The organism is Hyphomonas sp. J20-32, assembly GCF_055808555.1.
In genome coordinates, this window is record NZ_CM147873.1 from 2,763,112 (window position 1) to 2,789,307 (window position 26,196).

Genomic DNA, 26,196 nt, shown 5'->3' on the forward strand with positions numbered 1-26,196 from the left:
ATCAAGCGGCCTTCGATTGTCTGCCTGGAATGTTCGAGATCAGCCGGTCGGCCCAGTATTGGCGGGAGCCGAGCGTCAGCGCGAGCGTTCGTTCACGTCGATAGTGGAAGTGACAATTGGCTTCGAATGTATATCCGATCCCACCATGAACCTGGAGATTTTCCCGGGCGGCTTGTTCGTATGCATCCACCGCACTGAGACGAGCTGCACTTGCTGCGATCGCAAGCTCATCAGGCGCATTGTCAGCCGCCCAGCCCGCATAGAACGCGTTCGAGCGAGTGAACTCCGTTGCGACCAGAATGTTCGCAAGATTGTGTTTGACCGCCTGGTAGCTGGCGAGCGGACGACCAAATATTTTGCGTTCAAGTGCATAGTCCCGAGCCATGAACACACACGCTTCGGCGCCGCCTACGGCTTCAAACGTCGCTTGAACCGCCAGACGGTCAATCAATGCCCGGATCGCGGCTAGATTTCCGATACTCGCGTCAAGCACCTCAGCGGTCGATTGCCGAAACTCCAGGAGATAGTGGGCCCGGAGTTGGTCGAAACTTTCCAGTTTGCGCCGCGATACCCCGGCATCTGAGAGATCGACAACGACCAGCGCTGGCTCTCCCTCATGGCAAGAATAGACTACCGCGACATCTCCGATGCCTCCATCGGCGACTGGAGACTTTGCACCCGTCAGCTTCCCATCCGCAATTATGGTTGATGGGGTGGCAGGCCACCAACCTTGTCGGCCTTCGGCATGTGCGAATACGCCGACAAGAGACCCATCCGCCAGTCCAGGCAGCCATTTTTCTTTCTGAAGATCCGACCCGAATGTCGCGATGGCGTCTGCAGCGCACACAACCGAAGAAAAGATCGGAACGGCCGCGACCGAACGCCCGACTTCTTCACTTATTACGCCCAGATCGAGATTGCCAAGCCCGAGCCCGCCAAACGCTTCGGGTATTCGCGCGCCTAGAAACCCGAGTTCGGCGATCACTTTCCACAGCTGTTCGTCCCAGTCTGCCCCGGCATCAATGAGCTGCCTCAGCCGGTCGGGCGGAGAGTGTTCGACAAGCAAACTCCGAGCCTGTTCAGCCAGCATTTTTTGCTCTTCAGCAAGATCGAAATTCATGCTTGCCTCTTCTCCCTGTGGTTTTGTGCATTGTTGCCTACTTATATAACTAGGTCAATTAGCACTTAACGTCGATATCGTGCCATGGCAGTCTGGCAAATGCGACAACAAGGACAAGCAGGGAGACCCTCATGAAATACGAAACCATATTGTTTGAAGTCGACGGGAACGTAGCCACAATTACGATCAACCGGCCCGATGCGATGAATTCATTTACGCGTCAGATGATGGCGGATTTCTCTTCAGCCTGGCGCCACATCGCAGAAACAGAGAGCATTCACTGTACGGTTCTGAGGGCCGCCCCCGGCCGGGCGTTTTCGAGTGGTGTCGACGTCAAGGCGGCATCTCAACCCGGTGGCTCCGTCATGCATGATGATATCTGGGTCGCAGAGGATCCTGGCGAAATGCTCGGCCCGAAATCCAATCGCTGCTGGAAGCCTGTGATCTGCGCTGTGCATGGCATGGCCGCTGGCGGCGCGTTCTACTGGATAAACGAATGCGACATCGTGATCTGTTCAGAGGATGCGACATTTTTCGACCCACACGTCACCTACGGCATGACCGCAGCGCTTGAGCCGATTGGTGCGACTTATCGGATGCCGCTCGGCGACGTCATGCGCATGACTCTATTGGGCAACGATGAGCGAATTTCAGCCAGCACTGCGCTTCGCCTCGGTCTGGTAACGGAGGTCACAAGTAACGAGGACTTGTGGGGGCGCGCGGCCGAGCTTGCTGCCATGATTGCCGCCAAGCCGACTGCTGCGACTTCCGGATCGGTCAAGGCGATCTGGGAATCCCTCGACATGCCCAGGTCGGTGGCACTTCGAACAGCGCTTAAATACTGCCAGATCGGCAATCCCGTCGGAACGTCCCAGGTCGACAGGGCAGCAATCATGGGGAAGGCGAAATCCTACACCGTCCGGTAGCTCTGCGTCCGGATACGGCTTGCCGAAATTCGTTTACTTATATAACTAGGTCATAATTTATTGATCTGAGGAGTTCTCCATGGCTGAAGCCTACATCATAGATGCTGTTCGCACCCCCCGCGGTATCGGAAAGGTCGGCAAGGGATCGCTCGCCCATCTCCACCCACAGATTCTGGGGGCGACGGTGCTGTCGGCCCTCAAGGAGAGAAACGGGATCAAGACCGATGAGGTCGATGATATTATTTGGGGGTGCGCAACACAGGTCGACAAACAGGGGGCCGACCTCGGCCGTATGTCTGCTTTGCTGGCCGGGTATGACGTCAAAGCATCCGGCGTCACATTGGATCGTTTCTGCGGATCCGGGATTACATCGGTCAGTTTTGCAGCAGGACAAATCATGTCCGGACTGGAAGACCTTGTGATCGCAGGTGGGACAGACATGATGTCCTTCACCGCTTCGCTGGCTGACCCTTCCCGCCTGCCCTTGATGGATAAGGACAATCCTTTGCTCAGGGAAAAGCACCCCCAATCGAACCAGGGCGTCTGCGCCGATGCGATTGCAACAATGGAAGGTATCAGTCGCGAAGCGACCGAAGAACTCGCGGTCGAGAGTCAAAAGCGGGCGGCGAGGGCGATCGAAGAGGGCCGCTTTGCGAAGAGCCTGATCCCTGTTCACAATGCAGATGGCTCTGTTGCGCTGGACCGTGAAGAATTCCCACGGCCGTCTACAACGAAAGAAAGCCTCGCGGGTCTGAAAGCATCCTTCGCGGCGCTCGCCGACATCCCTGTCGACGAGGAAGGACACACCTATCGGTCGCTGATCAACTCGAAGTATCCGGACATCGATATCCAGCATATTCATCATGCCGGCAATTCGTCTGGCGTAGTCGATGGTTCCGCAGCGATCCTCCTGGCGTCGCCGGAATATGCAAAGAAGCAGGGTTGGAAGCCGCGGGCGCGTATCGTCACTGCGGTCAATGTCGGCGACTGTCCGACGCTGATGCTGAATGCTCCTGTACCAGCAGCACGCAAAGCGCTGGAACGGGCCGGACTGTCCAAAGAAGACATTGATGTCTGGGAAATCAACGAAGCCTTTGCGGTGGTTGCCGAGAAATTTATCCGCGATCTCGATCTTGATCGGCAGAAGGTCAACATCAACGGAGGCGCCATGGCGCTCGGGCATCCGATCGGCGCAACCGGCTCTATTCTGATCGGCACTGCTCTGGACGAGCTGGAAAGATCCGGCGGAAAGTATGCCCTCGTTACGATGTGCGCCGCAGGCGGCATGGCTCCGGCCATCATCATCGAACGCCTTTAGATCCAGGGCGACAGTGAATTGTCTTCACCCGGATCCGACCTGACACCCGGCGCCACCTCGCTCTTCGATCTGCGAGGCAAGGTCGTCATTGTAACGGGCGGCAATGGTGGTCTCGGGCTGGGGATGGCGTCAGGCCTGGCGAAAGCTGGCGCAACTGTCGTCATCGCCGGCCGCGATCGCGACAAAGCCGAGTCAGCTCTTTTGCAGCTTGGTCAAATCAGGCCGGATGCTGAATTTGCATCCGTAGACGTAACGTCCAAAGAGTCCTGTGACGAAATGGTCGGGTCGATTATGGACCGACATCATCGGCTCGACGCATTGATATGCAATGCAGGGATGGCAGCTGCTGGACCGGCTCATAAGCTGCGCGGCGACGCTTGGGATCTTGTCATACAGACCAATCTCACCGGAGCGCTTTATTGTTGCCAGGCTGCCTTCCCGCATATGCGGCAAGCTCAAGCTGGCAAAATCGTTCTGATAGGCTCAATGATGTCTATATTCGGCAGCGAACACGCAGCAGGATATGCGGCAAGCAAAGCTGGTCTGCTCGGTCTGGGCAAGTCGCTCGCGGTTAGCTGGGCGAAACACAATATCCAGGTAAACATGGTCTTGCCAGGATGGCTCCTGACCGACCTCGTCTCAGATGCGGCCAGTCAGCCGGACTTTTATGCGGCAATCGAAAGCCGGACACCAGCAGGACGATGGGGATCGCCCGAAGATATGGCGGGTGTCGCCACATTCCTGTGTTCTCAGGGATCGGACTTTGTGACTGGCACAACAATATCCGTGGATGGTGGTTACTCCGCTCAAGGATAACTTGAACACACCGATTGCGCTAGCTTGTAGTCAAAACAACATAGCAAAATCTCTGCACTGATGTTGTCCGGCGGAGTTTGCTCATAACAAGAAAACGGGCCAACAGAAGCAGCAGCCCATAGTCCAGCCTTGCGGACCATATAAGCTCAAACGATGGCTGCTGGCAGCTTTCAGTTAGCCGATGGTCGTAAGTGCGCCAGAGGCGACATCAGGCATCTGTCTCTGTTGCCAGCAGCGGCAGAACACTGGTGTGTTGGTTTCTTCCCCAACTCCGGTCACAATGCCGTGGAAGCGGATCCATTCTGATCCGGCGGCCTTGATCCGTAGTGGGTTCACACTCATATCTCTACCCGGTTTCAGACGAAGTCTGTGAAATCCACGACAGGACAACAGGCATCTGCCGGTTCACGCCGTTCACTGACATGTCGGAACGGGAACACTGTCTTCTCAAGGGCAATGGTTGCGTTATCCAGGTTCTCTGTACCGATCTGACGCCAATCCCCCATTAGCCGTTGAATCTGGGCTTTGTGATCGACAGCCGCAATGATTTCCACTTCAAACAAAAAGCGCCGCAACATTCTCCGCGCGTCTACGACCTGCAAGCTGGGGCCGGAACCCAGTGAGGACTCGGCATTCTCTTGTCCTTCGAAATGCCCGTTTTGCTCTCGACTGCCACGGTGCCGGACTTCCGAGAGATGGGTCACAACTCCTAACGATACGACCGCGAATATTAACGAATCCGCGCAAAATTTCGTCTACTTTTGGGTGTCTTGGCATTTCAGTTGCTTCTCCTCATGAGCGAAAATTGAACGGTGGAGCAGGCACAATGACAAGCCTCGGAACTGGCATTCCGGCTTATGATTACGCATGGAAGCTATCGCGCAGCCGTTGGGCATGGGAATTCCTGCGGCGAAATCCCGACTTTCTAGAAGACGCGGCTCGGCATGGATCCGAAGAACTCTCCATCCGCGAAGCTTGCCGAAACATTATCATCATCCGTCCCCGTGCGGACCAATGTGATGCGGAACGCTGGGGTCTTGCCTTCTTCCCAGATCCTTCCCTCAATGGGTTCGATGCCAATGTGTTCTGGTCCGCTGGCATCTATCCAAGACAGGTTCAGGTCCAGGTCGGACCTTGTGCGCCGGGCGAGGTTTGTGACATCTACGAGAAGACCACGAGCGTTTGCCGCATATTTCATCTGACCGACACTTCGGGTCGTGAGCTCCTGTTGCTCAAAGGGAATGGTTGCGTTGTGCAGGTTCGCTGCACCGGCATGTCCCTGCTTGCGATGGAGCCAGTCAAGATGCGCTTCCTGATCGATGGCGGCGAGAGCCTGGAAGAGAAATACCTGATCCTTAAGGAAGCTCATCGCATCTACGGCGACGGATCCATCCAGGAGCCAGTCAACTGGAGCCGCGGCGCACTCATCTTGCGCAATGCGCTCGTCGCATATGACTGCCATGCGGCAGGCCTCTCACTCCGGGACACCGCAGCCGTGATTTATGGAAAGGATCGTGCGGACGAGGCGTGGGCAGGCCCCAGCCGGTCGATGAAGGACGAAATGCGCCGGGCGCGGGACCGCGGCATCGAACTCGTCGGCGGCGGCTATCGCGACGTCCTGGTTCAATCGCCCAAAATTCCGCAAGCGGCATAGTCCCCTGCATCCGGGCGGAATCGGACCCACAGGTCATGCGCCGTCCGGCGTCGTTGTTGAGACACAAAGCGGCATTCGCTGCTAAGAAGACTACGCGTGTTAACAGGCATCGTCTTCCCCCTGGCCCGCTGACGCGGGGCTGGTCAGGCGGCAAGAGCTCTCACTATCTCAAGGACCTTCGACTGGCCCGGCTCGTCTCCGGTCACCGGCCTGCCCATCCGGGCGCGCCGGCGCTGCGGGGGCTCGCCGGCCGGGGGCCGCGGCACGCGCTTCCCACAGGCCATTCGGCCAGAGGGGTCACGGCCGCGTGGCATGGCATAAGTTTCAGGATGCCTCTTTCCGCTGCGCCTCCGGCAGCGGCTTCAACCACTTGCCGTAGACGGTCACCTCCTGGCGTTCAAAGCCGAGCGCTTCATAGAACTCTGCAGCGTAGTCGTTGCCGTCCCGGACCATGAGTTCGAGCTTGGGCGCGCCGCGGGATTGGAGCCAGAGGCCCGCTTCTTCCATGAGTTCGCGTCCAAGTCCTTTGCCCTGCAAGGCCGGATCGACGGCGAGATAGTAGACCCAGCCCCGATGGCCGTCATGGCCTGCCATGACCGATCCGGCGAGTTGGTCGTCCACATGGCCGACGAGGATCGTCGCATCGCGGGTAGCTACTGCCCGGTCGATGTCATCGTTCGGGTCGTTCCAAGGTCGCGTCAGGCCACAGGCCTGCCACAACGCGACCAGATTTGCCCGGTCCGTTTCCCGGAAATCTCTCACATGCATCGTCATAGCCGCCCCGTTCTGGAAGATTCGGACGGGTCTTGCCAGCGCAGATGCCGTTTGCGGGGCAGTCCAGCGCCGGGATGCGCAATAACTGCTCCAGAGTGACCGGGGTTGCCCGTTTTGCCACAGGCACGCGCCTCCCCCGCACACCTCGAAGAATCCTCGCCCGGCGGGTGCGGGCGGACGGCACGTCTGGCCGGGCGCGCCACCCGCGCAAGGCGACGGGATGGGTGTGCTCCGGAGCGTCTGAATGCCTCCTACCTTCCCGCCTTGCCCGGGCCGCTTGTCCGCCCGGCCTGCCGGCCTTTTCCGCCGCCCACCCCCGCCTGTCGCGGGGAGGAACGCGGCAGAGAAGGAGACCAGACATGCCCTGCAACACCGCAACCCCAGCACCCCTTGGAACTTCTACCGCACCCCCCGCCCGAGGACCGTCCCCGCATCTATGTGGCGTGCCTTGCGGCCTACAATAATGGCTGCCTGCACGGGCGCTGGATCGATGCGACGACGCCGGATGAGATCATGGGCGAGGTTCGCGCCATGATGGCGGACTCGCCGCTGCCCGGTGCCGAGGAATGGGCGATCCACGATTATGAAGGCTTCGAAGGCGCGAGCCTTTCGGAATACGCCTCGTTCGAGACCGTGTGCGCACTGGCCGAGTTCATCACTGAGCACGGACGCCTTGGCGCGAAGGTCTATGGATATTTTGGCAACGACCTCGACGCGGCCGTGGCTGCGTTCGAAGACTATGCGGGCGAATATCGTTCCGCCGCAGAATTCGCAGAGGAACTGACTCGCGACACCGGCACCGAAATCCCGCCCTCCCTCGAATACTACATCGACTGGCAGGCGCTCGCCCGCGACATGGCGCTCAATGGCGAAATCCTCGTCTTCCAAACGGGCTTCGATGAAGTCCACATCTTCTGGACACGGTGAAGGAGGTGGCCATGACCTTCACTGAGCGCTTTGCCGCCTTCGTCTGCGCAGGTGACACAATCACCTGCGAAGCTAGCGGCTTCACCATGATGGCACAAATCGTCCTGGACGATTGCCCGGATGCGCCCGACCAGAGACAGGACGGGTTCTGGCCGTCACTCTACAAGGATGCGCCGGGATTTATCGGCCCCGGAAACGGGATCCGGGAGCGCTTCGCCAAGGCGCAGGCCGAGGCCGAAGCCGTCATGGAAGGCTGGCGAAAGGGTGACTGGTTCTATTGCGGAATCGTGCTCTCCGTCGCACTCGAAGGCGTCACTCTGGATGCTCACGCCGCCAGCCTCTGGGGCGTCGAGGCGAACTATCCGGGATCGGATAATGCCTACCTGACCGAGTTGGTGGACGAATTTCTGCCGGAGGCCCTGGACACCGCCCGCGCCGTGCTTGCGCGCCTGCGCGCAACTCCGGCAGGCGAGGCGCGGACGTGAGCCGCACCCTCACCGAGAGCGAGCGGATTCTGGGTCCGCGACCTCAGATGACGCTGGTCGTCGAGGACGACCGCGTTGTCGAAATCTGGGTTGCGGGGCGCGCCCCGCGCATCGCGATCCGCGACTATGACTGGGGCCGGACAGACCCGGCCCCCGCCTTCGACCGGGAAGACTTTCCCTATTCAGACATTCACTGGAGCGGCCCGGCATGGGCGCTTGGCCTCTCCCTTTATCCGCCAGCAAAGGAGACCCCGATGGCACAACCAGACCTTACCCATATCCCGCTCGACCAGCTGTGCGTGTCGAAACTCAACATGCGGCATGGACGCAAGAAGCCGGACGTGTCCGACATCCTGCCATCCATCCGCGAGAAAGGCATCCGGCAGACGCTGCTCGTTCGCCGCGAAGGCGACGGATACGGCGTCATCGCGGGCCGCCGCCGCTACTTCGCGCTCCTCGAACTTGCGAAGGAGACCGGCACCAATCCGCTCGTCCCTTGCGCCATCATGAGCGAGGAGGATGCGGCCTCCGCCATCGAGGCATCCATCATCGAAAACGTCGCCCGCCTGCCTGCTACGGAGATGGAACAGTATGTGGCGTTCCGGAAGCTGGCAGACGAAGGCAAAGCCCCCGAAGACATCGCTACCTTTTTCGGCGTGACCGAGCTTCTGGTGCGGCGTGTGCTCGCCCTTGCGGGCCTCGCTGCGCCAATCCGCAAACTCTACGCCGAGGACGAGATTGACGGCGAGACGATCCGCGCGCTGACGCTGGCAACGCCTGCCCAGCAGGCCGAATGGCTGAAGCTCTGGATCAGCGAAACCGAGCGCGCGCCGTTCGGACGCGCCTGCAAGGCGTGGGTGACGGGCGGCAGCACGATCACCACAGACAAGGCCCTGTTCGAGCTTGAACGCTATGAGGGCGCGATCACGTCAGACCTGTTCGGGGAGCGCGCTGTTTTTGCGGATGCTGAGGCTTTTTGGACGGCTCAGGCAGCAGAAGTGTCCACCCGGATCGAGCAATACCTGGCCCGTGGCTGGACCGATGTGGTCTGTCTTGAGCGGGGGGCGTATTTCCAGCGCTGGGAGTACGTCCAGACGACCAAGCAGAAGGGCGGTAAGGTCTATGTCGAGCAGCGCCATGACGGCACCGTGACCTTCCATGAGGGCTGGCTCAAGGCCTCCGAAGCGCGCCGAACCAAGCGCCAGACCGCAGACGGAGCCGCCTCAGCACCAGCTGACACCAAGCCCGAAATGTCCGGCCCGATGGCGGAGTATATCGGTCTTCACCGGCAAGGCGCTGCCGCCGCCAGCCTGCTGGTTGCGCCCGCCATTTCCCTTCGCCTGATGGTGGCCCACGCCATCACCGGATCGTCGCTCTGGAATGTCCGCCCGCATGTCTGCGGCGCGCGAAAGAACGAGACGCATGAGAGCGCAGCGGCCTCTGTTGCACGGGCCGAAATCGATGCCGCATCGGAACGGGTAGACACACTGTTCAGCGCCCTCGGCGCGATGCGTCCGCGCGCCAATGGCGATGCCTACTCGCTCTGCGAAACCCTCTCCGCCCTACTTGCCATGTCCCACGAGGAAGTCATGCAGGTTCTGGCGCTCACGATGGCCGAAACGCTCGAAGTAGGCGGGCCTGTAGTCGAGGCGGTCCTGCACGTCTGCGGTACCGATCTTGGGCGCTTCTGGTCGCCGGATGAGGCCTTTTTCGACCTGCTCCGCGACAAGCGGGCCATCAATGCGATGGTTGCAGACATTGCATCCCCGAGTGTGGCGGAAAGCGTCGCCAAGGAAAGCGGCAAAGTCCAGAAGGCCCTGATCCGGAACCGGATCGAGGGTGTGGATTGTACCGCCAACCCCGGCTGGCGTCCCAGCTGGATGCAGGTGCCGCCAACCCGCCTTGTCGAAGACGCAGGGTGCGCCACAGTCGAGGCTTGGGAACGGATCGAAGGCCTGCTCAAAGGTGAGGACGAGGACACGTCCCAGCCTGATATGGAGCCTTGCGAAGCAGACGCTGCCTGAGGTTTGTCTCCTCCCCTCCGGCAGAGTGCGAGCCGCCCGGTGCCTGGCATCGGGCGGTTTTTCGCATTCGAGTTCAGCGATGCAGACGGCCGTGCAATTGCGGTTCATCGCTGCAGAATGCCTGTACAAAAATCGCCCGCCTCAAGGCCTCGCGGAACACATCAAAGCGCCCACCGAAGTGGGTTTCTCCCTTCCATCGGCAGCGCTCTGCGGACCCTTTGTTCCCGTCTCTTGCCGTATGACCTGGACGCGCTGACCCGGCCCTGAAACCGGACAGACGAAGAATTTTCCTCTGCGCTACGCGCATTCACCGCCAGACAAAATTCTCCGCCCGTCCGGTGCTCCACTGCGTTGCGCCCGCATGCGGTTCAGGCCCGGCTCAGTGCGTCCTCACGGTCCGGCGTCGACGGGGACAAGGGGTTCCCGGAGACAAGAAGCCAAAGGAACGAAAAGGAGAACCCCAATGGCAAACGCACTCGGATATGTCAGCGAGACCAAGGCCGGCTTCGAAGGCACCCTCGCAATGATGAACCTCAATGCGGCCATCCGCATCGAGAAGAATGGCGAGAAAGCCGCAGAAGGCCAGCCGGACTACCGGATCTTCGCCGGAGAGACCTCGACCGAAATCGGCGGCGGCTGGATGCGCAAGGCGAAATCTTCGGGACGCGAATATGTCTCTTTGACCCTAGCCGACCCGCAGATCGGTCCCCGCCGAATCTATGCGAACCTCGCCCCGGTCAAAGGCAAAAAAGGACGCCACGTGATCCTCTGGAACCCGAAGGACTGAAGGTTCCAGTCCCCTCATCGAGCCGCGCCGGAGCAAGCCTCCGGGGCGGCTTTTTCTTGCCACGAAACTCCAAAATCAGCCGGGGAAATGGACCCGCTGCAGCGCGCAGCGGGACACAAGAAATTATGGTTACCAGAGGGGTGTCATAGAATGTCCGGTCACTTCGGCACTCCCAATTAATTTTTTCCTTTTGTTTCATCGTGTTGCAGCGGGAGTGACGCGATGACCGAACCGATGAAGCAACAGAGCCCGTTTCTGACGACGAAGGAAGCAGCGAATTATCTGCGAATTTCTGTGCGCACGATGGAGAATTGGCGCTGGTCGGATGATGGACCGGAATACCGCAAGCATGGCGGCACGGTCGTCTACCATATCGATGATCTGAACGATTTCTCGACCGTCTGGAACAAGTCCCGAAAGCCTCGCCATGGGTCGTGATTTCGTTCGGAAGAGGCGTGCTAGACGTAGGTTTCAGACAGCAATTTGGAGCGCGTTTTCGGCAGTCGGAGTGGCATTGATCGCGATCTCAGCGACCGGAATTTTGCCGCCGATCCTGCTCTACAATCCGAGCGAAAGTGCGCCCCTCGGATGGTATCGGATTGAAGCTGTCAGCGAGATTTCGCGTGGCGATCTGGTCGTCGCAAACCTGCCCACAGATGCTTCGAAACTCGCGGCACAGCGCGGATATCTGCCGACTGGAATCCCTGTCATCAAGACCGTCGTGGCGCTCGAGGGCGACACTGTTTGTCAAAGCGAGAGCGTACTGGAAATCAATCGGGTGCCGACGGTACAGGTGTTGCCGGCCGATAAATCAGGGCGCTCCCTGCCCTCACCCTGGAAAACATGCCGGCGTCTGCAAGCGGACGAAGTCCTGCTGCTCTCATACCGCACACCGGATTCTTTTGACGGGCGGTATTTTGGTGCCGTCCCTAAGTCTAATGTTCTAGGTCGGGCTGCCTCGGTCGGACGCCCTGTTTTGATATCGAAAACCGGAAATCAGATGCGGGAGGAAGACGCTTTTGAATGCAAGATAAAAGCTCATGGAGCCAATGAGGGGTCATCGCCTTGTCTGCACATCGATTTTTATGGCTCTATCGCTGAAGATGTGGCTCCGTGGCCTGAGCGACCCATCAATGACCACAACAGGATCGGATGGCTCCATTCCAAAGCACTGGCCTGTTTCCCGCCGGAGCAGCCGGAATGAGCACGCCGCCCGACAATCCGTTCACGCCGAGACCTGGCAGGATTCGCTCCGCCGGATCAGGGGGGCGTGCAAAGACTTACCTCTCGCGGATGACGAAAGCCCTGTCCTCCGCCGGCGGTGTCCGCCGCACCACCCTGTCCGCCCGGCCGCGTCCTGCCCCGCGCAGCGGACAACGGCGCGTCATCGTCAAGGCGCGCATCGTGCGCATGTCGGCATCGAGTGCAGCGGCCCTTGCCGCGCATATCGGATACATCCGCCGGGACGCCGCGCTTGAGGAGAAGGATCGCGGCAAACTCTTCGACGCGATGAGCGAGGATGCAGGCGTTTCCGATCTCACCAAGTCCATCGCAGACGACCGGCATCATTTCCGGTTCATCGTCTCGCCCGAGGATGGCACTGAGATGGCCGACCTCAAGCCCTTCGTCCGCGATCTCGTCTCGCAGATGGAAACTGATCTCGACACGCGGCTAGAATGGGTCGGCGCGGTGCACCATGATACGGGTCGGCCGCATGCCCATCTGGTGATCCGGGGACGCCGAGACGACGCCTCAGACCTCGTCATGCCACGGGCGTATATCTCGCACGGAATCCGCGAACGTGCGGAGGATTTGGTCACGCTGGAACTTGGTCCGGAAACCCGCCTTGAACAGGATAGAAAACTCAACGCCGAAGTTGCCGCCGAACGGCTGACGCGGGTCGATCATTTCATCGCCCGGCAGATCGATCCTGAGGGGGAGTTCCGGCTGAAGGACAGCCCCCCACACTATCGCACCCTTCATGCCGCCCGGCTGCGGACACTCGAACGGCTTGGGCTTGCCCAGAAACTTGGCGCCGGACGCTGGCAGATGCGGGAGAATTTTCGGGACGTCCTGCGAGACCTGTCCGAGCGCCATGACATCATCAAGACGATGAACCGCGCCCTCGCCGGACGCGGAGACCGGCGGCTCGATGCAGATGCGATCTTCGATAAGTCCGATCCTGACGGGCGGAGCGTGACAGGTGCGGTCTTGCAGACGGGCCTTACAGGCGAAGCACATGACCGGGCGTATGCCATTATCGACAGCCTTGATGGCCGCGCTGTCTTTGTCGAACTGGGTGTTGCCGGCGAAGTCGAGGAACTGAAGCGCGACGCGATCGTCACCGTATCGCCGCCAAATCTTGAGCCGAAACCTTCGGACATCACGATCGACCGGATCGCACGCGCGAATAGCGGGACCTATTCGGCGAGCCTGCACCAGGCCGATGACCCGCGCTCGGGGCCTGAATTTGTCGCGGCGCATGTGAGGAGACTGGAAGCCTTGAGGCGCGCCGGTCACGTCGAACGGACGGCGGAGGCGGACTGGAAAATCCCACCGGACTATCTGGATCGCGCGAAGGACTATGAGCGGACACAAGCACGGTTCAGGTCGGCGCAATTGCTCGTGCGATCTGAGCTTGGGCTGAAGGATCAGGAAACGGCGCTCGGCGTCACCTGGCTGGACGAGGCGTCTTCCGCATCCGGCGTGCCGCTTGGGTTTGGCCAGGAGGTCGCAGAGGCGCAGGTGAAGCGGCGTGCGTTTCTGGTGGGGATTGGGATGAAGATAGAGGCAGGCGCAGATCTATCCGCAGCACAGAAATCCGATCTGTTGAAGCGCGACCTGATGCAGGCTGGACGGACGCTGAGTGAAGAGATTGGAAAGCCGTATTCACCAGCGCCGGATCGGGGCCATGTGGACGGCACCTACCGCGAGCCGGTTTCGCGCGTGAGCGGGAAATTTGCGGTCGTCGAGCGGCAGCGGGATTTTACGATTGTGCCTTGGTGGCAGGTGCTGGAACAAAGGCGCGGGATGGCAGTGTCTGGCGTCGTTCGCGGGGGGAGGATTTCTTGGTCGTTGGGGCGTGGGATCGGGATGGTGGATTAAGTCCAATCCAGCAACACCGCGGATATGTCACCCGAACCGGACGCTAATCTTCGGACCCTTTAACCTTGAACCCGAGGCTGTTTACAACATTGTTCGCTGATCCGAGACTCGCGTGACGATACTCCAACTCGCGCTTTGCCAGCGAGATCATTCGCTGTGGCAAATCTCCCGCTGCTTCCCTTTGCCAATTCAAGAATTCTTCGATATCGGCTACCCTCTGCTCAATGCGCGACCTGATCTCCTTAGGGTCCTCCGCATCAAGAATAACGATGAAAGAAAGTGAATTCCGGCTGATCTTAGCGCGAGGAGGGCTCATGTTGTATTTTGGAGGACGAATTCGCAGCATCGCGGTGTCCCCGTCTACCGGGACGGTCACTTCGACGGCGTTCCTTGTTATGGTATCAGGTTGACCGCTGAAGAACGGATCACGACGGCTATATCCATCACGCGCGCGCTCAACCTGCACTTCTTTCTGCTCTACGGAAATCTCGTCAATCAGCAACACGGGTGGTTCAGGCGTAAAATCCTGCGCCAGTTCTTCGGCGAGCGCATCTATGGACGCATCGAAATCGCCAAGCGTTTTGTTCACCGCATGCTTTTTAATGGCCTCCTCGTTCGCCCGGACGATGTCGTGCCAATCGTACTGCGAGAAAAGGTGCTCTTGGTCGCTCGTTCTACTAATCCTCATCGTCATCATCCCGTGTATAGCTAATCTTCACCGGCACCTCGGTCATTGCGTAGTGTACGAACTGACGTCCGAGTGCCGTCAGCTCATATTCCTGCTCATCATCGAATGCTGACACGAATTGACGCCCGCTTCCCTTCACGGGCTTCTTTCGCGCTTTCGGGATGAAATTGCCCGACGCATCCACGTCTCGGTGCTGACGAATGACGTAGCCGGTAGTCAAATCGAGGAAGAACAGCTTGAAAAGATCAGCATCAGCGGAATCCTCACGTGCTCGTCCCTTGCCAATACGAGCCCATATCTCCCCCCTTGTACTTCCCGCGTGATTGGCAATGTCGGCCATGACGGCGAAATGCAGTTCGGAGTACTTGTGAAGCCAGTCCAAGAACAAGCTGAGCACGTCGAATGAGGCCAAATCTGTGGAGGACGCATTGGACAGGATGTTACGCACCAACACACGCTTGCGCTCACTCTCGGCGCCCGCCCAGTTCCGAAACGCCTTTCGAATTAAGGCTTGATACTCTGGTGAATTAATTCGCTCCTCGACCTTTTCATCAGAAAGGTCGATGCGCTCAACGATTTCGGCGAACGTCTGATGCTGCTCGCGGATCTGTTCGCGCAGCATCTCAAGGTATGCATGAAGGAAGCGATTTATGCGTTCTTGATCTCGCTCTGACCAAGCCCCCGCCGCAGCGGAAAAGACCCCGCCTGCGAACGGAATTGCGCCGCCTACTTGAAGGGCTCCGCGCGCAATCTTACGCCACAACTCCCCCTCGGGCAGCTCACTAGGATCTTCGATTTCCTCAGAGTCCGCCAAACCGACCTCCCGCAGCGTAAAGCACCATAGGAAGTGGGTCTCACGCCCGCCGGACACAAGATATGCCATTGTTACAAATTTTTCATTATTCCGGCCCGCTACTGAGGCCGTATCCTTACCAGTGGTAAAGATTCGGAGGCACACGCGTTGCCAACTGATATCACCCAACCGGGCCCGTGGCATGGAGTGCCTGTAGAGCAGGTAAGACAGGGATTCGCGGAGCACATCAAGACGAGTGAATACCCCGAAGACTTCCTAGGTGTGGCACATGATGCGAAACCACCTAAGGGCGGGAAAATCGTTATCATCCACAAGGATGTAACCGTCTCACCGGGAGCGCGCCTCAGATTGTCCAAGGATCCCGATAATCCTTCGGATTGCTACGTGCCCTGCAATCTTTGTGGCCCGGCCCCTAAGTTCAAGAACAATGGCTACGCGATCTTGTGCGGCAATGGATGGATCTACTTCGTCGGGCATGATTGCGCCATGGCGCACTACGAGGGCCAGTTCGCCGACGCAAAAAAGATATTCGACCGCGAAACTGCCGAACGACGCGCTCAGGAATACTTCTACGAAAATGCTGGCCGCATCCCTGCCATGGTAAAGTATGCTCAAGAGTTGCTGGAAATCGCGGAAGCCTACGCACCGGCACACCGCGAAATCAGGCGGGTGCCCGCGTTCGTGAAGGCCATGAGGCAGGCTATCAGAGACGGCGGTTGGCTTCAGGTTGCCCGACTTGAGCAAGTTCAACTTGCAGACGGCAGGACCATGTCACGTGAAGTGATAGAAAACATCGCGCGGGTCACTGGCGCCACAGCGGTGCGAGCTGAGTTCGAAATTGACAGTGTACTGCATTCCAACATTCTTTTCCTCGAAGGGTTCGGAGACACTGAAGAAGCCGTGCTAGAAGGCGTATTGGCCACCCATGAATCCGGCAAACTACCTGAATTGCATTCCGCCGCTCTCCGCGCGATGGGCAAGGTGAACGAAGCGCGGGATGGCCTCGTGCAGTTCCGGCAGTTCTTTCAGCCGGGTAATTTGGAAAACATCCGAAGTTGGCTTCGCCAGCCCGACTGCCCCATTGAGTGTCGAGCCGAAAATGATGGGCGCACTTGGTGGTTTCGCGTCCTAAGCACGCACAAGCGCCGATCAATCGATACACGAATATTCGACCGGCCAATCCCAACACTCACGGAATAAAACCGCAAAAGATTTGCAAACCAGAAACCCACACCTCCTTGCGGCGTTCATCAGGCAAAAACTGGTTGATAATATTAGTTTGAACGATGAGAACCGAATTCCCGAGCCCAATCGGGGAAAGTTGTGCCAGCGCCTCTATCAGAGATTTTTCTGACCTTACCGATTGTTCCTGTAACTTCACTCGCACTGCCCGCAAGTTCCTGAGCATTCAGAATACCCTACAAATTCACCCCAATTCCCTCTCTGGAGACTGAGGGGCTGATCGGTCAGATTCAGTGTCATGAAACATGGCACGAACCTCTTCTGGCAGATCATCCTCGTCTTGCTTGTCGTTCTGGTGGCGCTCTGGTGCGCGACCGAGTGGACGGCCTGGTCGCTTGGCTGGTCGCCCCGTCTGGGCGAGCCGCTCTTCGTCATCCTGGACATGCCGGTCTATGTGCCGTGGGCCTTCTTCGGTTGGTGGTACTCGTTCGATGCCTATGCGCCGGATGTGTTCGACCGGGGCGGGCTGATTGCCGGTTCGAGCGGTGTTGCCGCCATCATGATTGCGGTGACGGGATCAATCCTCCGGGCACGTTGGGACAAGCGGGTCTCGACCTTCGGCTCGGCACGCTGGGCGGAAGGCCGGGATCTGCGCAAGTCCGGCTTGCTGAAACCAGCCGGCGTGTTCCTCGGCCAGGCCCAAGGTTCCTATCTCCGCCATGACGGTCCCGATCATGTCATTGCCTTTGCGCCGACCCGGTCCGGCAAGGGTGTGGGCCTTGTCGTCCCGACGCTTCTCTCCTGGCCGCATTCGGTGCTGGTGCACGACATCAAGGGCGAGAACTGGCAGCTGACCTCCGGCTGGCGCGCAGAATTTTCGCATTGCCTGCGGTTCGACCCGACAGATGTCGCGTCAGCGCACTTCAATCCCCTGATGGAAGTACGTAAGGGTCCCTGCGAAGTGCGGGATGTCCAGAACATTGCCGACATCCTCGTGGACCCGCAGGGCAAGCTCGGCGATCTCGGGCACTGGGTCGACAAGGCGAACTCCCTGCTGGTCGGCGTCATCCTGCACGTCCTTTATGCCGAACAGGAAAAGACACTGGCGAGAGTGGCGAGCTTCCTTGCCGATCCTGACCGAACGTTCCGCACCACCCTGTCGATCATGCTCCGCACCAATCATCTCGGCACGGGCGAGGCACCGAAGGTTCATCCCGTTGTTGCCGAGACAGCGCGCGAGCTGATGAACCAGTCCGAGAACGAACTCTCCGGCGTGTTGTCAACGGCACTACGCTTCCTGTCCCTTTATCGCGACCCGGTGATCGCCGAAGTGACGTCCCGGAGCGATTTCCGGATCGAGGATTTGGTGTCGGACGATCGACCGCTGTCGCTCTACCTGGTCGTGCCGCCATCGGACCTGTCACGCACGAAACCTCTTATGCGCCTCATCCTGAACCAAGTCGGCCGGCGGCTGACGGAACATCTCGACGTGCGCCCGACTGTGCTTTCGCGCGGCAGGTCGCTGGCCCTAAAAATTCTCGGGGCGTGCGGCCTGCTGACGCCGCAGGTGTCCGCTGCCGAGCCGAAAGCCCGCCGGCGGGTCCTGTTCATGCTGGACGAATTTCCTGCCCTCGGCCGGCTCGACTTCTTCGAGAGCGCGCTCGCCTATATGGCAGGCTATGGCCTCAAGGCCTTCCTGATCGCGCAGTCGCTCAACCAGATCGAGAAGGCCTACGGCCCGTCGAATGCGATCCTCGACAATTGTCATGTGCGGGTCGCGTTCGCGACCAATGATGAGCGGACGGCCAAGCGGATTTCCGATGCGCTCGGCACGAAGACCGAACAGCGGGCGATGAAGAACTATGCCGGTCACAGGCTGGCACCCTGGCTCTCGCACAAGATGGTGTCCCGTCAGGAAACCGCCCGACAATTGCTGACACCCGGCGAAGTGATGCAACTGCCCGCCGATCAGGAACTCGTCCTTGTCGCGGGCTCACCTCCCGTGCGGGCAATGAAGCTCCGCTACTATGAGGACGGGAACTTCACGGAACGGTTGAAAGACACGCCGGACTTCGCGGCCCGTATTCCAGGTGCCCAGGCGGATGATTGGGGCCGGCAAGTCCGGTCGATCCATGAAGGCCTGATGCAAGCCTCGGAGATTGAGCCCGATGGTGAGGGCCTTGGTCCCCAGAAAACGCGGGACGCCGCCAGGGATCGCGCGCAGGTCTCTGCGCCCACAAGGACCGGCAAGTCGCAATCAAGGTCACGCGGCGCGCCACAGCCGAGCCTCTTCGATGCCCTCGTTCAGGCCGACAGCCTTGAACAGGCAACCGGCATCGATCTCACGGGGAATGGCCAATGAAACCCCGTATCCAGCCCTATATCTCGCCCGAGACCCATCACCGCCTGCAAGCCATGGCCAAGCGCCCGGGCCTCTCCGAAAGCGCGATCGTCGACCGAGCGCTGGTGGCATATTTCTCCGGCGAAGCCGACAACCAGCGTGAGGCCGCGATCAATCGCCGGCTCGACCGGCTGACACGGCAGTTCGGGCGGATCGAGCGGGACAATCTCGTCCTTGCCGAAACGCTCGCGACCTTCGTGCACTATTTCCTGACGGTGACGCCGCCGGTGCCCGCCAACCAGGTCGAGGCGGCGCGCGCCAAAGGCGACCTCCGGTTCGATCTCTTTGTCCGCCAGGTCGCCGAAGCGCTTCGCTCCGGACAGCGCATTCTCCAGAACGCCGTCGAGGATGTGACGGCGGAAGCGACGAGCTTCGAAAGCGATCCTGAGCATTTGAATGGGGAGCGGGCCGATGCGTGATGCCGCAAGCCTTGGGCGGACCCGCGCCATGCTGGTGACAGCGCTCGGAGACGAGATTGTTGCGGCGCTGGACGACCCCACCGTGGTCGAAATCATGACTAATCCTGATGGAAAGCTCTGGGTCGAGCGGCACGGGAGCGGGCGCGTTGAATTTGGTTTGGTTTCTCCCGCCGATACCGAGCGCGTTATCCGCCTGGTTGCGAGCCATATGGGACGGCGCGCCGATGCGGCCTCGCCGATTGTCTCGGCCGAACTGCCGATGGGCGGGGAACGGTTCGAAGGTGTGCTGCCACCGGTTTCGCCGGGACCGTGTTTCTCAATCCGCAAGCCGGCGGGACGGGTTATCGCTTTGGATGACTATGTCACCTCTGGCGTCATGGCAGCTCATCATGCCGAGGCCCTGCGCCGGGCAGTGTTGGAGCGCGAGAACATTCTCGTCGTCGGCGGCACAGGGTCCGGCAAGACGACACTTGCCAATGCGATCCTCGCCGAGATTGCCCGGACCGGCGACCGGCTCGTCATTCTTGAAGATACGCGCGAGCTTGTTTCGGCGGCCGAGGATTCGGTTCAACTGCGCACGCAACCGGGCTCCGTATCGCTTGCCGACCTTGTCCGCTCGACCCTGCGCCTCCGCCCCGACCGGATCATCATCGGCGAAGTCCGCGGCGCCGAGGCGCTCGACATGCTGAAGGCCTGGAATACCGGCCATCCGGGCGGGATCGCCACCCTGCATGCGAACTCTGCCCTTGGCGGACTTTCCCGGCTCGAACAACTGATCGGCGAGGCCTCGGCCCAGGTGCCGCACGACCTGATCGCCGAGACGATCGATTGCGTCGTCTACATCTCGCGGCGTGCCGGTCGGCACCGGGTCGAGACGGTCGCGCGCATGAACGGCCTCGGACGCGGCGGCTACGACCTTCAGCCCGTCCAGCCAGACCTGCAGCTCGTCCTGCCGAGCCTTCCCTTTTCTGAACCGCTTCTCTCAACCGCGCCTGAAAGGACACCTCCCCAATGAACAGAGATATGGTCAAGGGCATCAGCCTCACTCTGCTGGTCGCCACACTCGCCTTCCCCGCCCATGCGGCCGGCTCCGGCATGCCCTGGGAAGCCCCGCTGCAATCGATCCTCGAATCCATCGAGGGCCCGGTCGCCAAGATCCTAGCGACCATCGTCATCATCCTGACCGGTCTCGGCCTCGCCTTCGGCGAGAGCGGCGGCGGCATGCGGAAACTGCTGCAGATCGTGTTCGGCCTGTCGATAGCCTTTGCCGCAACATCCTTCTTCCTCTCCTTCTTCTCCTTCGGCGGCGGAGCGACGCTCTGATGGCTGAGGCGACGTCCCTCCCGCCCGGCTACAGCGTGCCGGTGCATCGCTCGCTCACCGCGCCGATCCTGCTGGCTGGGGCACCAAGGCTTGCGACCATCGTCAACGGCACGCTGGCGGCCGCGCTTGGCATCGGCCTCCAGCTCTGGGTCGTGGGCCTCGTCTTCTGGATCGTGGCTCAGGGCCTCTGCGTCTTCGCCGCAAGGCGCGATCCGCAATTTACCGAGGTGCTGATTCGGCACATCCGGCAGAAAGCCTACTACGCATGCTGAACCTCCGAGAATACCGCGCCCGCCCAGCTTCGCTTGCCGACCATCTCAAATGGGCCTGCCTGATCGCGCCCGGCATCGTCCTCAACAAGGATGGCAGCCTTCAGCGCACCGTCGCCTATCGGGGTCCAGACCTCGAAAGTTCGACGGCGGAAGAACTGGTCGCCGTCACCGCGCGGATGAACAATCTCCTCCGCCGGTTCGGATCCGGCTGGGCGCTGCATATTGAAGCCGACCGACGGCCATCGGTCACCTATCCCGAAAGCCTCTGGCGCGATCCAGCGGCCTGGCTGGTGGACTAGGAACGCCGCGCGGCGTTTGAGGAAGCGGGACGGCATTTCGAGACAGACTGCTACCTCACCCTCACCTGGATGCCGCCAGCCGACCGGACAGCCCGGATCGAACAGCTCTTTATCGAGGATGCGGCGGACGCCCCGGCGGCGTTCTGGAGCGAGCATCTAGTGCATTTTGAAACCGAGACGGCGCGGGCTCGCGACATGATGGCAGACCTCATGCCGGAGGCGCGATTCCTCAGTGACGATGAGACGCTCACCTATCTCCATGCCTGTATCTCCACGGAACGTCAGTCTGTGCGAGCTCCATCCGTACCGATGTGCCTTGATGCGCTTCTGGTCGACACCTCCCTGACGGGCGGGCTCTCGCCCCGTCTTGGCGAGGATACACTGAAGGTCCTGACCATCAACGGGTTCCCGGCAACAGGTGAGCCGGGACTGCTGTCGGAGCTCGACCAACTCGGCTTTGCCTATCGCTGGGTGACCAGGTTCCTGCCGCTCGACAAGCCGGATGCCGAAAAGACGCTCAATACTTACGTCCGGAACTGGTTTGCGAAGCGCCGGTCGCTGACCTCCTATCTCCGAGAAATCCTCACCAATGAGCCGCCAACCCTGCTCAACACCGATGCCGACAATCAGGCGGCCGATGCGGACGAGGCGCTGCAGGCGCTGGGTGCCGGGCATGTCGCCTTCGGCTACTGCACGACCGCGATTGTGGTCCGGCATGCGGATGCTTCGATCGCCGAAGATCAGATCCGCGCCGTGGAGCGCGTGATCCGCGGGCGCGGCTTCACCTGCGTTGCTGAAAGCGTCAACGCCATCGAAGCCTGGCTCGGCACGCTGCCGGGAGAGGCCTATGCCAATGTCCGCCAGCCGCTGCTGAACACGATCAACCTCTCCCATATGACGCCGCTGTCGTCACGCTGGGCAGGACCCGAGCGCAATGCGCATCTGGACGGTCCACCGCTCCTGTTTGCGCGCTCTGCCAGTGCGACGCCATTCCGGCTGGTCACCCATCAGGGCGATGTCGGTCACATGATGGTGGTCGGGCCGACCGGCGCCGGCAAGTCGGTGCTGCTCTCGCTGCTGGCGCTGCAGTTCCGCCGCTATGAGCAAGCGCAGGTCTTCATCTTCGACAAGGGCGCATCGGCGCGCTGTGCAACGCTCGCGCTGGGCGGCACCTGGTACGATCTCTGCCTCGACGGCGATCTCGCCTTCCAGCCGCTGAAAGACGCGGACAGCGAAGCCGGTTTGGCTGCGGCTCAGGCCTGGGTGTTGGGACTGATCGAGCAGGAAGGCGTCTCCGTGACGCCGGAGGTGAAACAGGCCGTCTGGACGGCGCTGCAGAGCCTTGGTGCAGCACCTGTCTCTCAGCGAACGCTGACGGGTCTCGCCGCCCTCATCCAGCTGCCTGCCCTCCGGCAAGCGCTGGAGCCTTACACGCTCGCGGGGCCCTATGGCGCCCTGCTGGACGCCGATGAGGATAATCTCGAAACCGGCGACATACTCTGCTTCGAGATGGACGCGCTGATGCAGGACAAGCGGCTGGCAGCTCCTGTGCTGGCGTACCTGTTTACGAAGCTGGAAGCCCAGTTCGATGGAAGGCCTACAATGCTCATCCTGGATGAGGCCTGGCTGTTCCTCGACCATCCGATGTTTGCGGGGCGCCTGCGCGACTGGCTGAAGACGCTCCGCAAGAAGAACGTGTCCGTCGTGTTCGCAACGCAGAGCCTGTCGGACATTGCGGCGAGCGCCATTGCACCCTCCCTCATCGAAAGCGCGCCCACGCGCATCTTCCTTGCCAATGCGCGGGCTGAGGAACCCTCGCAGCGCGCGGCGTATGAAGGCTTCGGGCTGAATGCCCGTCAGGTCGAACTGATCGCGCGGGCGACACCGAAGCGGGACTATTATGTCCAGACGCCGGACGGGAACCGGCTGTTCGATCTCGACCTCGGACCGGTCGCGCTGGCCTTCTGCGCTGCCGGGTCGAAGGCCGACCAGAAACTGATCTCTGAAATTCTTGCTTCAGTTGGTCCGGAGGGCTTTGCGCCGGCCTGGCTTGCAGCCCGCGGGCTTTCCTGGGCGGCGGACCTCATCGCAGCGGAAGGAGATATGCCATGCGCAGCCGAATGATCGCCCTTCTGCTCGGATCGGTCTCTACGTTTGGACTGGCCGCGCCATCGGCACACGCCCTGCTCGGCGTCGGCGATGTCGTGATCGATCCGACCAATCTCGTCCAGAACATCCTGACCGCCACGCATACGCTGGAGCAGATCAACAACCAGATCCAGCAGCTGCAGCATGAAGCGCAGATGCTGATGAACCAGGCCGAAGACCTGAAGCGCCTCGACTATGCCTCTATCGAGCATCTGAAGCGCCTGCTCGAGCGGATCGACACGTTGATGCGGGAAGCGGGCGAGGTCAGCTACGAGGTCGAACAGTCCGAGCGCCAGTACCGCGAAGCCTTCCCGGACTACTATGAAGACCTCACCAATGAGGAAATCGTGGCAGAGGCCGCCAACCAGTGGCGGATCAGCCGCGATGCGTTCCGCGCCTCGATCCAGGTCCAGTCGGGGATCGTGACCTCGATTGCAGAGGCCCGCGAAACCCTGACCGACCTTGTGGGCGAGAGCCAGGCCGCAACGGGGAACCTGTCTGTCGCGCAGGCTGGCAACCAGCTCGTCGCGCTCTCCGTCGAGCAGCAGATGCAGATGCAGCAGCTGATGGCAGCGCAGTACAGGATGGTCGCGCTCGAAGAGTCGCGCCGGGCCGCCATCGAGGAACAGGCCCGCATCCGTCACAAGCGCTTTGTCGGCTACGGCGTCGCCTATACGAGGGATTAGGGCGATGGAAGACCTCGGTGTCATCGACCAGTTCGTCGCGACTTTCTCTTCTTACATCGACAGCGGGTTCGGGCTGCTGCAGCCGGATGTCGCCTTCCTGACCTCCGCGCTCATCGCCATCGACATCACGCTGGCGGGCCTCTTCTGGGCCATGGGGCCGGACACGGACATTGTCGGCCGGTTCCTGAAGAAAGTCCTCTATGTCGGCGCCTTCGCGCTGATCCTCGGCAATTTCGCGCTCCTGTCGGACATTGTGTTCACAAGCTTTGCGCAGCTGGGGCTGAACGCGACCGGCGGCACGATCACGGCCGAGGACATCATGAAGCCGGGCTTCGTTGCGGCGACCGGGTTCGATGCAGCCCTGCCCCTGCTCGACGAGATCGAGAAGCTCACCGGCCCGCTCGCCTTCTTCGAGAACTTCGTCATCATCGCGGTCCTGTTCCTTGCCTGGATCATTACGCTACTCGCCTTCTTCTTCCTTGCGATCCAGCTCTTCGTCACCATCATCGAGTTCAAGCTGACGACGCTCGCCGGCTTTGTGCTGATCCCGTTCGCGCTCTGGAACAAGACTTCGTTCCTTGCCGAGAAGGTCCTCGGCAATGTCATCGCTTCCGGCATCAAGCTCATGGTGTTGGCGATCATTGTCGGCATCGGCTCGACGATCTTTTCCTCGATCACTTCGACCTTCCAGCCGGACGAGGTGACGCTCGAACAGGCCGCATCCGTCATCCTCGGTTCGCTCGCCATGCTCGCGCTCGGACTGTTCGGGCCCGGCATCGCCACGGGGCTTGTCTCCGGTGCCCCTCAGCTGGGTGCCGGGGCCGCCATCGGCACAGCCGCGGGCGTTGCCGCCGGTACCGTTGCGGGCGGCAGCCTCGCCAAATCGGGCGTCGGGGCAGCTGCCGGTGGCGCACGCAGCGCCGTCGGCGCGGCGGCCTCCATGACGGGCGGGGCCCGGACAGCTTACCAGTTGAATGCGGCCGCCTCCGGCAAGACGGGCGCAGGGGCTGCCATGGCCGGCATGAGTGGCGTCGCAGGCGCAGGCGTCCGCGCAGCGGCATCCGGGGCCCGCAACTTTGCCCGGCGCGCCTTCGGATCCCCCGGCGAGCGTCATCAGGCAGGCGCCCGTGCCGCCTTTGCGGCAACCGGCGGAACCGGCGCGCCCAATGCGGCGCCGACCGGCGGACACAATACATCTCCCGACTGGGCCCGGCGCATCGGGCGCGACCAGTCCACCCGCGATGCCGGCATGATGGCGGCCGCGGCGGTACGTGACGGCGACCGGCCGGGTGGCGGCACATCGATCGAACTCAGGAAAGACGAGGACTAAGCAATGCTCTGGAAGCGCAATTCCACCCGCTATGGCGAGACGCCGGAACCGGTGACACCCTACCAGCGCGCGGCGCAGGCTTGGGACGATAGGATCGGATCGGCCCGCGTCCAGGCGGCCAATTGGCGGCTAGCGGCTCTGGGCAGCCTTGCTCTCTCCTTCGTGCTGGCCGGCGGGCTTGTCTGGCGGTCCACCCAATCCATTGTCACGCCCTATGTGGTCGAGCTGACCGGCGAAGGCGCCGTGCGGGCCGTTGGCCCCGCCGACGGGCGCTATGAGCCGACCGATGCACAGATCGCCTATCACCTTGCCGAGTTCGTGAAGAACACGCGATCGATTTCGATTGATCCGGTCGTTGTCCGCCAGAACTGGCTGAAGGCCTATGCTTATGCGACCGACCGGGCAGCGGCCACGCTCAATGACTATGCCCGAGACAATGATCCGTTTGCGGAGGTCGGCAGGCGCTCGGTCTCGGTCGATGTGACGAGCGTCGTGCGTGCCTCAGATGACAGTTTCACCGTCCGCTGGCGCGAGACCGCCTACCGCAATGGGACTGAGACCGGCCAGTCGACCCATACGGGCGTATTCTCGATCGTCATCGCCCCGCCCCGCACCGAAGAGGCACTCAGGGCCAACCCTCTCGGCCTCTACGTCCACGGCCTCAACTGGTCAAAAGACCATCAATAGGAGCTTTTCCT

General features: G+C 60.8%; 25 protein-coding genes and 1 pseudogene. 21 read left to right on the plus strand and 5 right to left on the minus strand.

Going from position 1 to position 26,196, the window contains the following annotated elements; all coding sequences use genetic code 11:
* Window position 1: 1 nt before the first annotated feature.
* Window positions 2-1,120: an acyl-CoA dehydrogenase family protein gene (locus AC0L7I_RS13400; RefSeq protein WP_473396922.1), complete on the minus strand. Its 1,119-nt coding sequence runs from the start codon at window positions 1,118-1,120 to the stop codon at window positions 2-4.
* Between the two features lie 131 nt (window positions 1,121-1,251).
* On the opposite strand from AC0L7I_RS13400, the gene AC0L7I_RS13405 reads away from it, so the two are divergent.
* The 3 genes from AC0L7I_RS13405 (at window position 1,252) to AC0L7I_RS13415 (ending at window position 4,180) form a co-directional block, all read left to right on the plus strand.
* A complete protein-coding gene (locus AC0L7I_RS13405; protein WP_473396923.1) occupies window positions 1,252-2,046 on the plus strand; it encodes an enoyl-CoA hydratase/isomerase family protein in 795 nt (264 codons plus the stop codon).
* Between the two features lie 79 nt (window positions 2,047-2,125).
* Entirely contained in the window at window positions 2,126-3,364 is a 1,239-nt protein-coding gene (locus tag AC0L7I_RS13410) for an acetyl-CoA C-acetyltransferase (protein WP_473396924.1), read from the plus strand.
* Between the two features lie 18 nt (window positions 3,365-3,382).
* A complete protein-coding gene (locus tag AC0L7I_RS13415; protein ID WP_473396925.1) occupies window positions 3,383-4,180 on the plus strand; it encodes an SDR family NAD(P)-dependent oxidoreductase in 798 nt (265 codons plus the stop codon).
* 356 nt (window positions 4,181-4,536) lie between these two features.
* Here the strand turns inward: AC0L7I_RS13415 and AC0L7I_RS13420 are convergent, their stop codons facing one another.
* Complete coding sequence (locus AC0L7I_RS13420) at window positions 4,537-4,758, minus strand: hypothetical protein (protein WP_473396926.1); 222 nt, start codon at window positions 4,756-4,758, stop codon at window positions 4,537-4,539.
* 248 nt (window positions 4,759-5,006) lie between these two features.
* On the opposite strand from AC0L7I_RS13420, the gene AC0L7I_RS13425 reads away from it, so the two are divergent.
* Entirely contained in the window at window positions 5,007-5,834 is an 828-nt protein-coding gene (locus tag AC0L7I_RS13425) for a DNA -binding domain-containing protein (RefSeq protein WP_473396927.1), read from the plus strand.
* A gap of 324 nt (window positions 5,835-6,158) precedes the next feature.
* Here AC0L7I_RS13425 and AC0L7I_RS13430 read toward each other — a convergent pair whose 3' ends face one another.
* Entirely contained in the window at window positions 6,159-6,608 is a 450-nt protein-coding gene (locus AC0L7I_RS13430) for a GNAT family acetyltransferase (RefSeq protein WP_473396928.1), read from the minus strand.
* 390 nt (window positions 6,609-6,998) lie between these two features.
* On the opposite strand from AC0L7I_RS13430, the gene AC0L7I_RS13435 reads away from it, so the two are divergent.
* The 7 genes from AC0L7I_RS13435 (at window position 6,999) to AC0L7I_RS13465 (ending at window position 13,936) form a co-directional block, all read left to right on the plus strand.
* Window positions 6,999-7,535, plus strand: coding sequence for an antirestriction protein ArdA (locus tag AC0L7I_RS13435; RefSeq protein WP_473396929.1), 537 nt, complete (start codon window positions 6,999-7,001; stop codon window positions 7,533-7,535).
* Window positions 7,536-7,546: 11 nt separating this feature from the next.
* Window positions 7,547-8,020, plus strand: coding sequence for a hypothetical protein (locus AC0L7I_RS13440; protein ID WP_473396930.1), 474 nt, complete (start codon window positions 7,547-7,549; stop codon window positions 8,018-8,020).
* On the plus strand, window positions 8,017-10,044 hold the full coding sequence (locus AC0L7I_RS13445; RefSeq protein WP_473396931.1) for a ParB/RepB/Spo0J family partition protein: 2,028 nt from the start codon (window positions 8,017-8,019) through the stop codon (window positions 10,042-10,044). Before AC0L7I_RS13440 ends, AC0L7I_RS13445 begins: the two co-directional genes overlap by 4 nt.
* 463 nt (window positions 10,045-10,507) lie before the next feature.
* Window positions 10,508-10,831 carry a DUF736 domain-containing protein gene (locus AC0L7I_RS13450; protein ID WP_473396932.1) on the plus strand — a complete coding sequence of 108 codons (324 nt, stop codon included), beginning with the start codon at window positions 10,508-10,510 and terminating at the stop codon, window positions 10,829-10,831.
* A 222-nt stretch (window positions 10,832-11,053) separates the two neighbouring features.
* Window positions 11,054-11,269 carry a helix-turn-helix domain-containing protein gene (locus AC0L7I_RS13455; RefSeq protein ID WP_473396933.1) on the plus strand — a complete coding sequence of 72 codons (216 nt, stop codon included), beginning with the start codon at window positions 11,054-11,056 and terminating at the stop codon, window positions 11,267-11,269.
* Window positions 11,259-12,035, plus strand: a complete 777-nt coding sequence (locus tag AC0L7I_RS13460; RefSeq protein WP_473396934.1) for a S26 family signal peptidase — start codon at window positions 11,259-11,261, stop codon at window positions 12,033-12,035. Before AC0L7I_RS13455 ends, AC0L7I_RS13460 begins: the two co-directional genes overlap by 11 nt.
* Window positions 12,032-13,936 (plus strand): DUF3363 domain-containing protein, encoded by a 1,905-nt coding sequence (locus tag AC0L7I_RS13465; protein WP_473396935.1) that lies wholly within the window; start codon window positions 12,032-12,034, stop codon window positions 13,934-13,936. The genes AC0L7I_RS13460 and AC0L7I_RS13465 overlap by 4 nt, the downstream gene beginning before the upstream one ends.
* Before the next feature lie 43 nt (window positions 13,937-13,979).
* Here AC0L7I_RS13465 and AC0L7I_RS13470 read toward each other — a convergent pair whose 3' ends face one another.
* On the minus strand, window positions 13,980-14,633 hold the full coding sequence (locus AC0L7I_RS13470; RefSeq protein WP_473396936.1) for a hypothetical protein: 654 nt from the start codon (window positions 14,631-14,633) through the stop codon (window positions 13,980-13,982).
* Window positions 14,614-15,507 (minus strand): hypothetical protein, encoded by an 894-nt coding sequence (locus tag AC0L7I_RS13475; protein WP_473396937.1) that lies wholly within the window; start codon window positions 15,505-15,507, stop codon window positions 14,614-14,616. Before AC0L7I_RS13475 ends, AC0L7I_RS13470 begins: the two co-directional genes overlap by 20 nt.
* A gap of 78 nt (window positions 15,508-15,585) precedes the next feature.
* Here AC0L7I_RS13475 and AC0L7I_RS13480 point away from each other — a divergent pair, with 78 nt between their 5' ends.
* The 10 genes and pseudogenes from AC0L7I_RS13480 (at window position 15,586) to trbF (ending at window position 26,185) form a co-directional block, all read left to right on the plus strand.
* Window positions 15,586-16,638, plus strand: coding sequence for a hypothetical protein (locus tag AC0L7I_RS13480; RefSeq protein WP_473396938.1), 1,053 nt, complete (start codon window positions 15,586-15,588; stop codon window positions 16,636-16,638).
* Between the two features lie 280 nt (window positions 16,639-16,918).
* On the plus strand, window positions 16,919-18,982 hold the full coding sequence (gene traG / locus AC0L7I_RS13485; RefSeq protein WP_473396939.1) for an IncP-type conjugal transfer protein TraG: 2,064 nt from the start codon (window positions 16,919-16,921) through the stop codon (window positions 18,980-18,982).
* Window positions 18,979-19,440, plus strand: a complete 462-nt coding sequence (locus AC0L7I_RS13490) for a CopG family transcriptional regulator (RefSeq protein WP_473396940.1) — start codon at window positions 18,979-18,981, stop codon at window positions 19,438-19,440. The genes traG and AC0L7I_RS13490 overlap by 4 nt, the downstream gene beginning before the upstream one ends.
* Complete coding sequence (gene trbB, locus AC0L7I_RS13495) at window positions 19,433-20,455, plus strand: P-type conjugative transfer ATPase TrbB (RefSeq protein ID WP_473396941.1); 1,023 nt, start codon at window positions 19,433-19,435, stop codon at window positions 20,453-20,455. The genes AC0L7I_RS13490 and trbB overlap by 8 nt, the downstream gene beginning before the upstream one ends.
* Window positions 20,452-20,763 (plus strand): TrbC/VirB2 family type IV secretion system protein, encoded by a 312-nt coding sequence (locus tag AC0L7I_RS13500; protein WP_347448050.1) that lies wholly within the window; start codon window positions 20,452-20,454, stop codon window positions 20,761-20,763. The genes trbB and AC0L7I_RS13500 overlap by 4 nt, the downstream gene beginning before the upstream one ends.
* Complete coding sequence (locus AC0L7I_RS13505; RefSeq protein ID WP_473396942.1) at window positions 20,763-21,035, plus strand: VirB3 family type IV secretion system protein; 273 nt, start codon at window positions 20,763-20,765, stop codon at window positions 21,033-21,035. The genes AC0L7I_RS13500 and AC0L7I_RS13505 overlap by 1 nt, the downstream gene beginning before the upstream one ends.
* Window positions 21,029-23,458: pseudogene (gene trbE / locus AC0L7I_RS13510) on the plus strand (conjugal transfer protein TrbE). Before AC0L7I_RS13505 ends, trbE begins: the two are co-directional and overlap by 7 nt.
* A complete protein-coding gene (gene trbJ / locus AC0L7I_RS13515) occupies window positions 23,443-24,168 on the plus strand; it encodes a P-type conjugative transfer protein TrbJ (RefSeq protein ID WP_473396943.1) in 726 nt (241 codons plus the stop codon). The pseudogene trbE and the gene trbJ overlap by 16 nt, the downstream one beginning before the upstream one ends.
* Before the next feature lie 4 nt (window positions 24,169-24,172).
* Entirely contained in the window at window positions 24,173-25,498 is a 1,326-nt protein-coding gene (trbL, locus tag AC0L7I_RS13520) for a P-type conjugative transfer protein TrbL (protein WP_473396944.1), read from the plus strand.
* 3 nt (window positions 25,499-25,501) lie between these two features.
* Window positions 25,502-26,185: a conjugal transfer protein TrbF gene (gene trbF, locus AC0L7I_RS13525; RefSeq protein WP_473396945.1), complete on the plus strand. Its 684-nt coding sequence runs from the start codon at window positions 25,502-25,504 to the stop codon at window positions 26,183-26,185.
* Window positions 26,186-26,196: the final 11 nt, after the last annotated feature.

Coding starts and splice junctions, on each gene's coding strand:
- AC0L7I_RS13400 (WP_473396922.1), bottom strand. CDS start 1,120: ATGAATTTCGATCTTGCTGAAGAGCAAAAAATGCTGGCTGAACAGGCT.
- trbB (WP_473396941.1), top strand. CDS start 19,433: ATGCGTGATGCCGCAAGCCTTGGGCGGACCCGCGCCATGCTGGTGACA.
- trbL (WP_473396944.1), top strand. CDS start 24,173: ATGGAAGACCTCGGTGTCATCGACCAGTTCGTCGCGACTTTCTCTTCT.
- AC0L7I_RS13490 (WP_473396940.1), top strand. CDS start 18,979: ATGAAACCCCGTATCCAGCCCTATATCTCGCCCGAGACCCATCACCGC.
- AC0L7I_RS13455 (WP_473396933.1), top strand. CDS start 11,054: ATGACCGAACCGATGAAGCAACAGAGCCCGTTTCTGACGACGAAGGAA.
- traG (WP_473396939.1), top strand. CDS start 16,919: ATGAAACATGGCACGAACCTCTTCTGGCAGATCATCCTCGTCTTGCTT.
- AC0L7I_RS13505 (WP_473396942.1), top strand. CDS start 20,763: ATGGCTGAGGCGACGTCCCTCCCGCCCGGCTACAGCGTGCCGGTGCAT.
- trbF (WP_473396945.1), top strand. CDS start 25,502: ATGCTCTGGAAGCGCAATTCCACCCGCTATGGCGAGACGCCGGAACCG.
- AC0L7I_RS13460 (WP_473396934.1), top strand. CDS start 11,259: ATGGGTCGTGATTTCGTTCGGAAGAGGCGTGCTAGACGTAGGTTTCAG.
- AC0L7I_RS13475 (WP_473396937.1), bottom strand. CDS start 15,507: ATGGCATATCTTGTGTCCGGCGGGCGTGAGACCCACTTCCTATGGTGC.
- AC0L7I_RS13410 (WP_473396924.1), top strand. CDS start 2,126: ATGGCTGAAGCCTACATCATAGATGCTGTTCGCACCCCCCGCGGTATC.
- AC0L7I_RS13500 (WP_347448050.1), top strand. CDS start 20,452: ATGAACAGAGATATGGTCAAGGGCATCAGCCTCACTCTGCTGGTCGCC.
- AC0L7I_RS13440 (WP_473396930.1), top strand. CDS start 7,547: ATGACCTTCACTGAGCGCTTTGCCGCCTTCGTCTGCGCAGGTGACACA.
- AC0L7I_RS13405 (WP_473396923.1), top strand. CDS start 1,252: ATGAAATACGAAACCATATTGTTTGAAGTCGACGGGAACGTAGCCACA.
- AC0L7I_RS13425 (WP_473396927.1), top strand. CDS start 5,007: ATGACAAGCCTCGGAACTGGCATTCCGGCTTATGATTACGCATGGAAG.
- AC0L7I_RS13450 (WP_473396932.1), top strand. CDS start 10,508: ATGGCAAACGCACTCGGATATGTCAGCGAGACCAAGGCCGGCTTCGAA.
- AC0L7I_RS13430 (WP_473396928.1), bottom strand. CDS start 6,608: ATGACGATGCATGTGAGAGATTTCCGGGAAACGGACCGGGCAAATCTG.
- AC0L7I_RS13465 (WP_473396935.1), top strand. CDS start 12,032: ATGAGCACGCCGCCCGACAATCCGTTCACGCCGAGACCTGGCAGGATT.
- AC0L7I_RS13470 (WP_473396936.1), bottom strand. CDS start 14,633: ATGATGACGATGAGGATTAGTAGAACGAGCGACCAAGAGCACCTTTTC.
- trbJ (WP_473396943.1), top strand. CDS start 23,443: ATGCGCAGCCGAATGATCGCCCTTCTGCTCGGATCGGTCTCTACGTTT.
- AC0L7I_RS13420 (WP_473396926.1), bottom strand. CDS start 4,758: ATGTTGCGGCGCTTTTTGTTTGAAGTGGAAATCATTGCGGCTGTCGAT.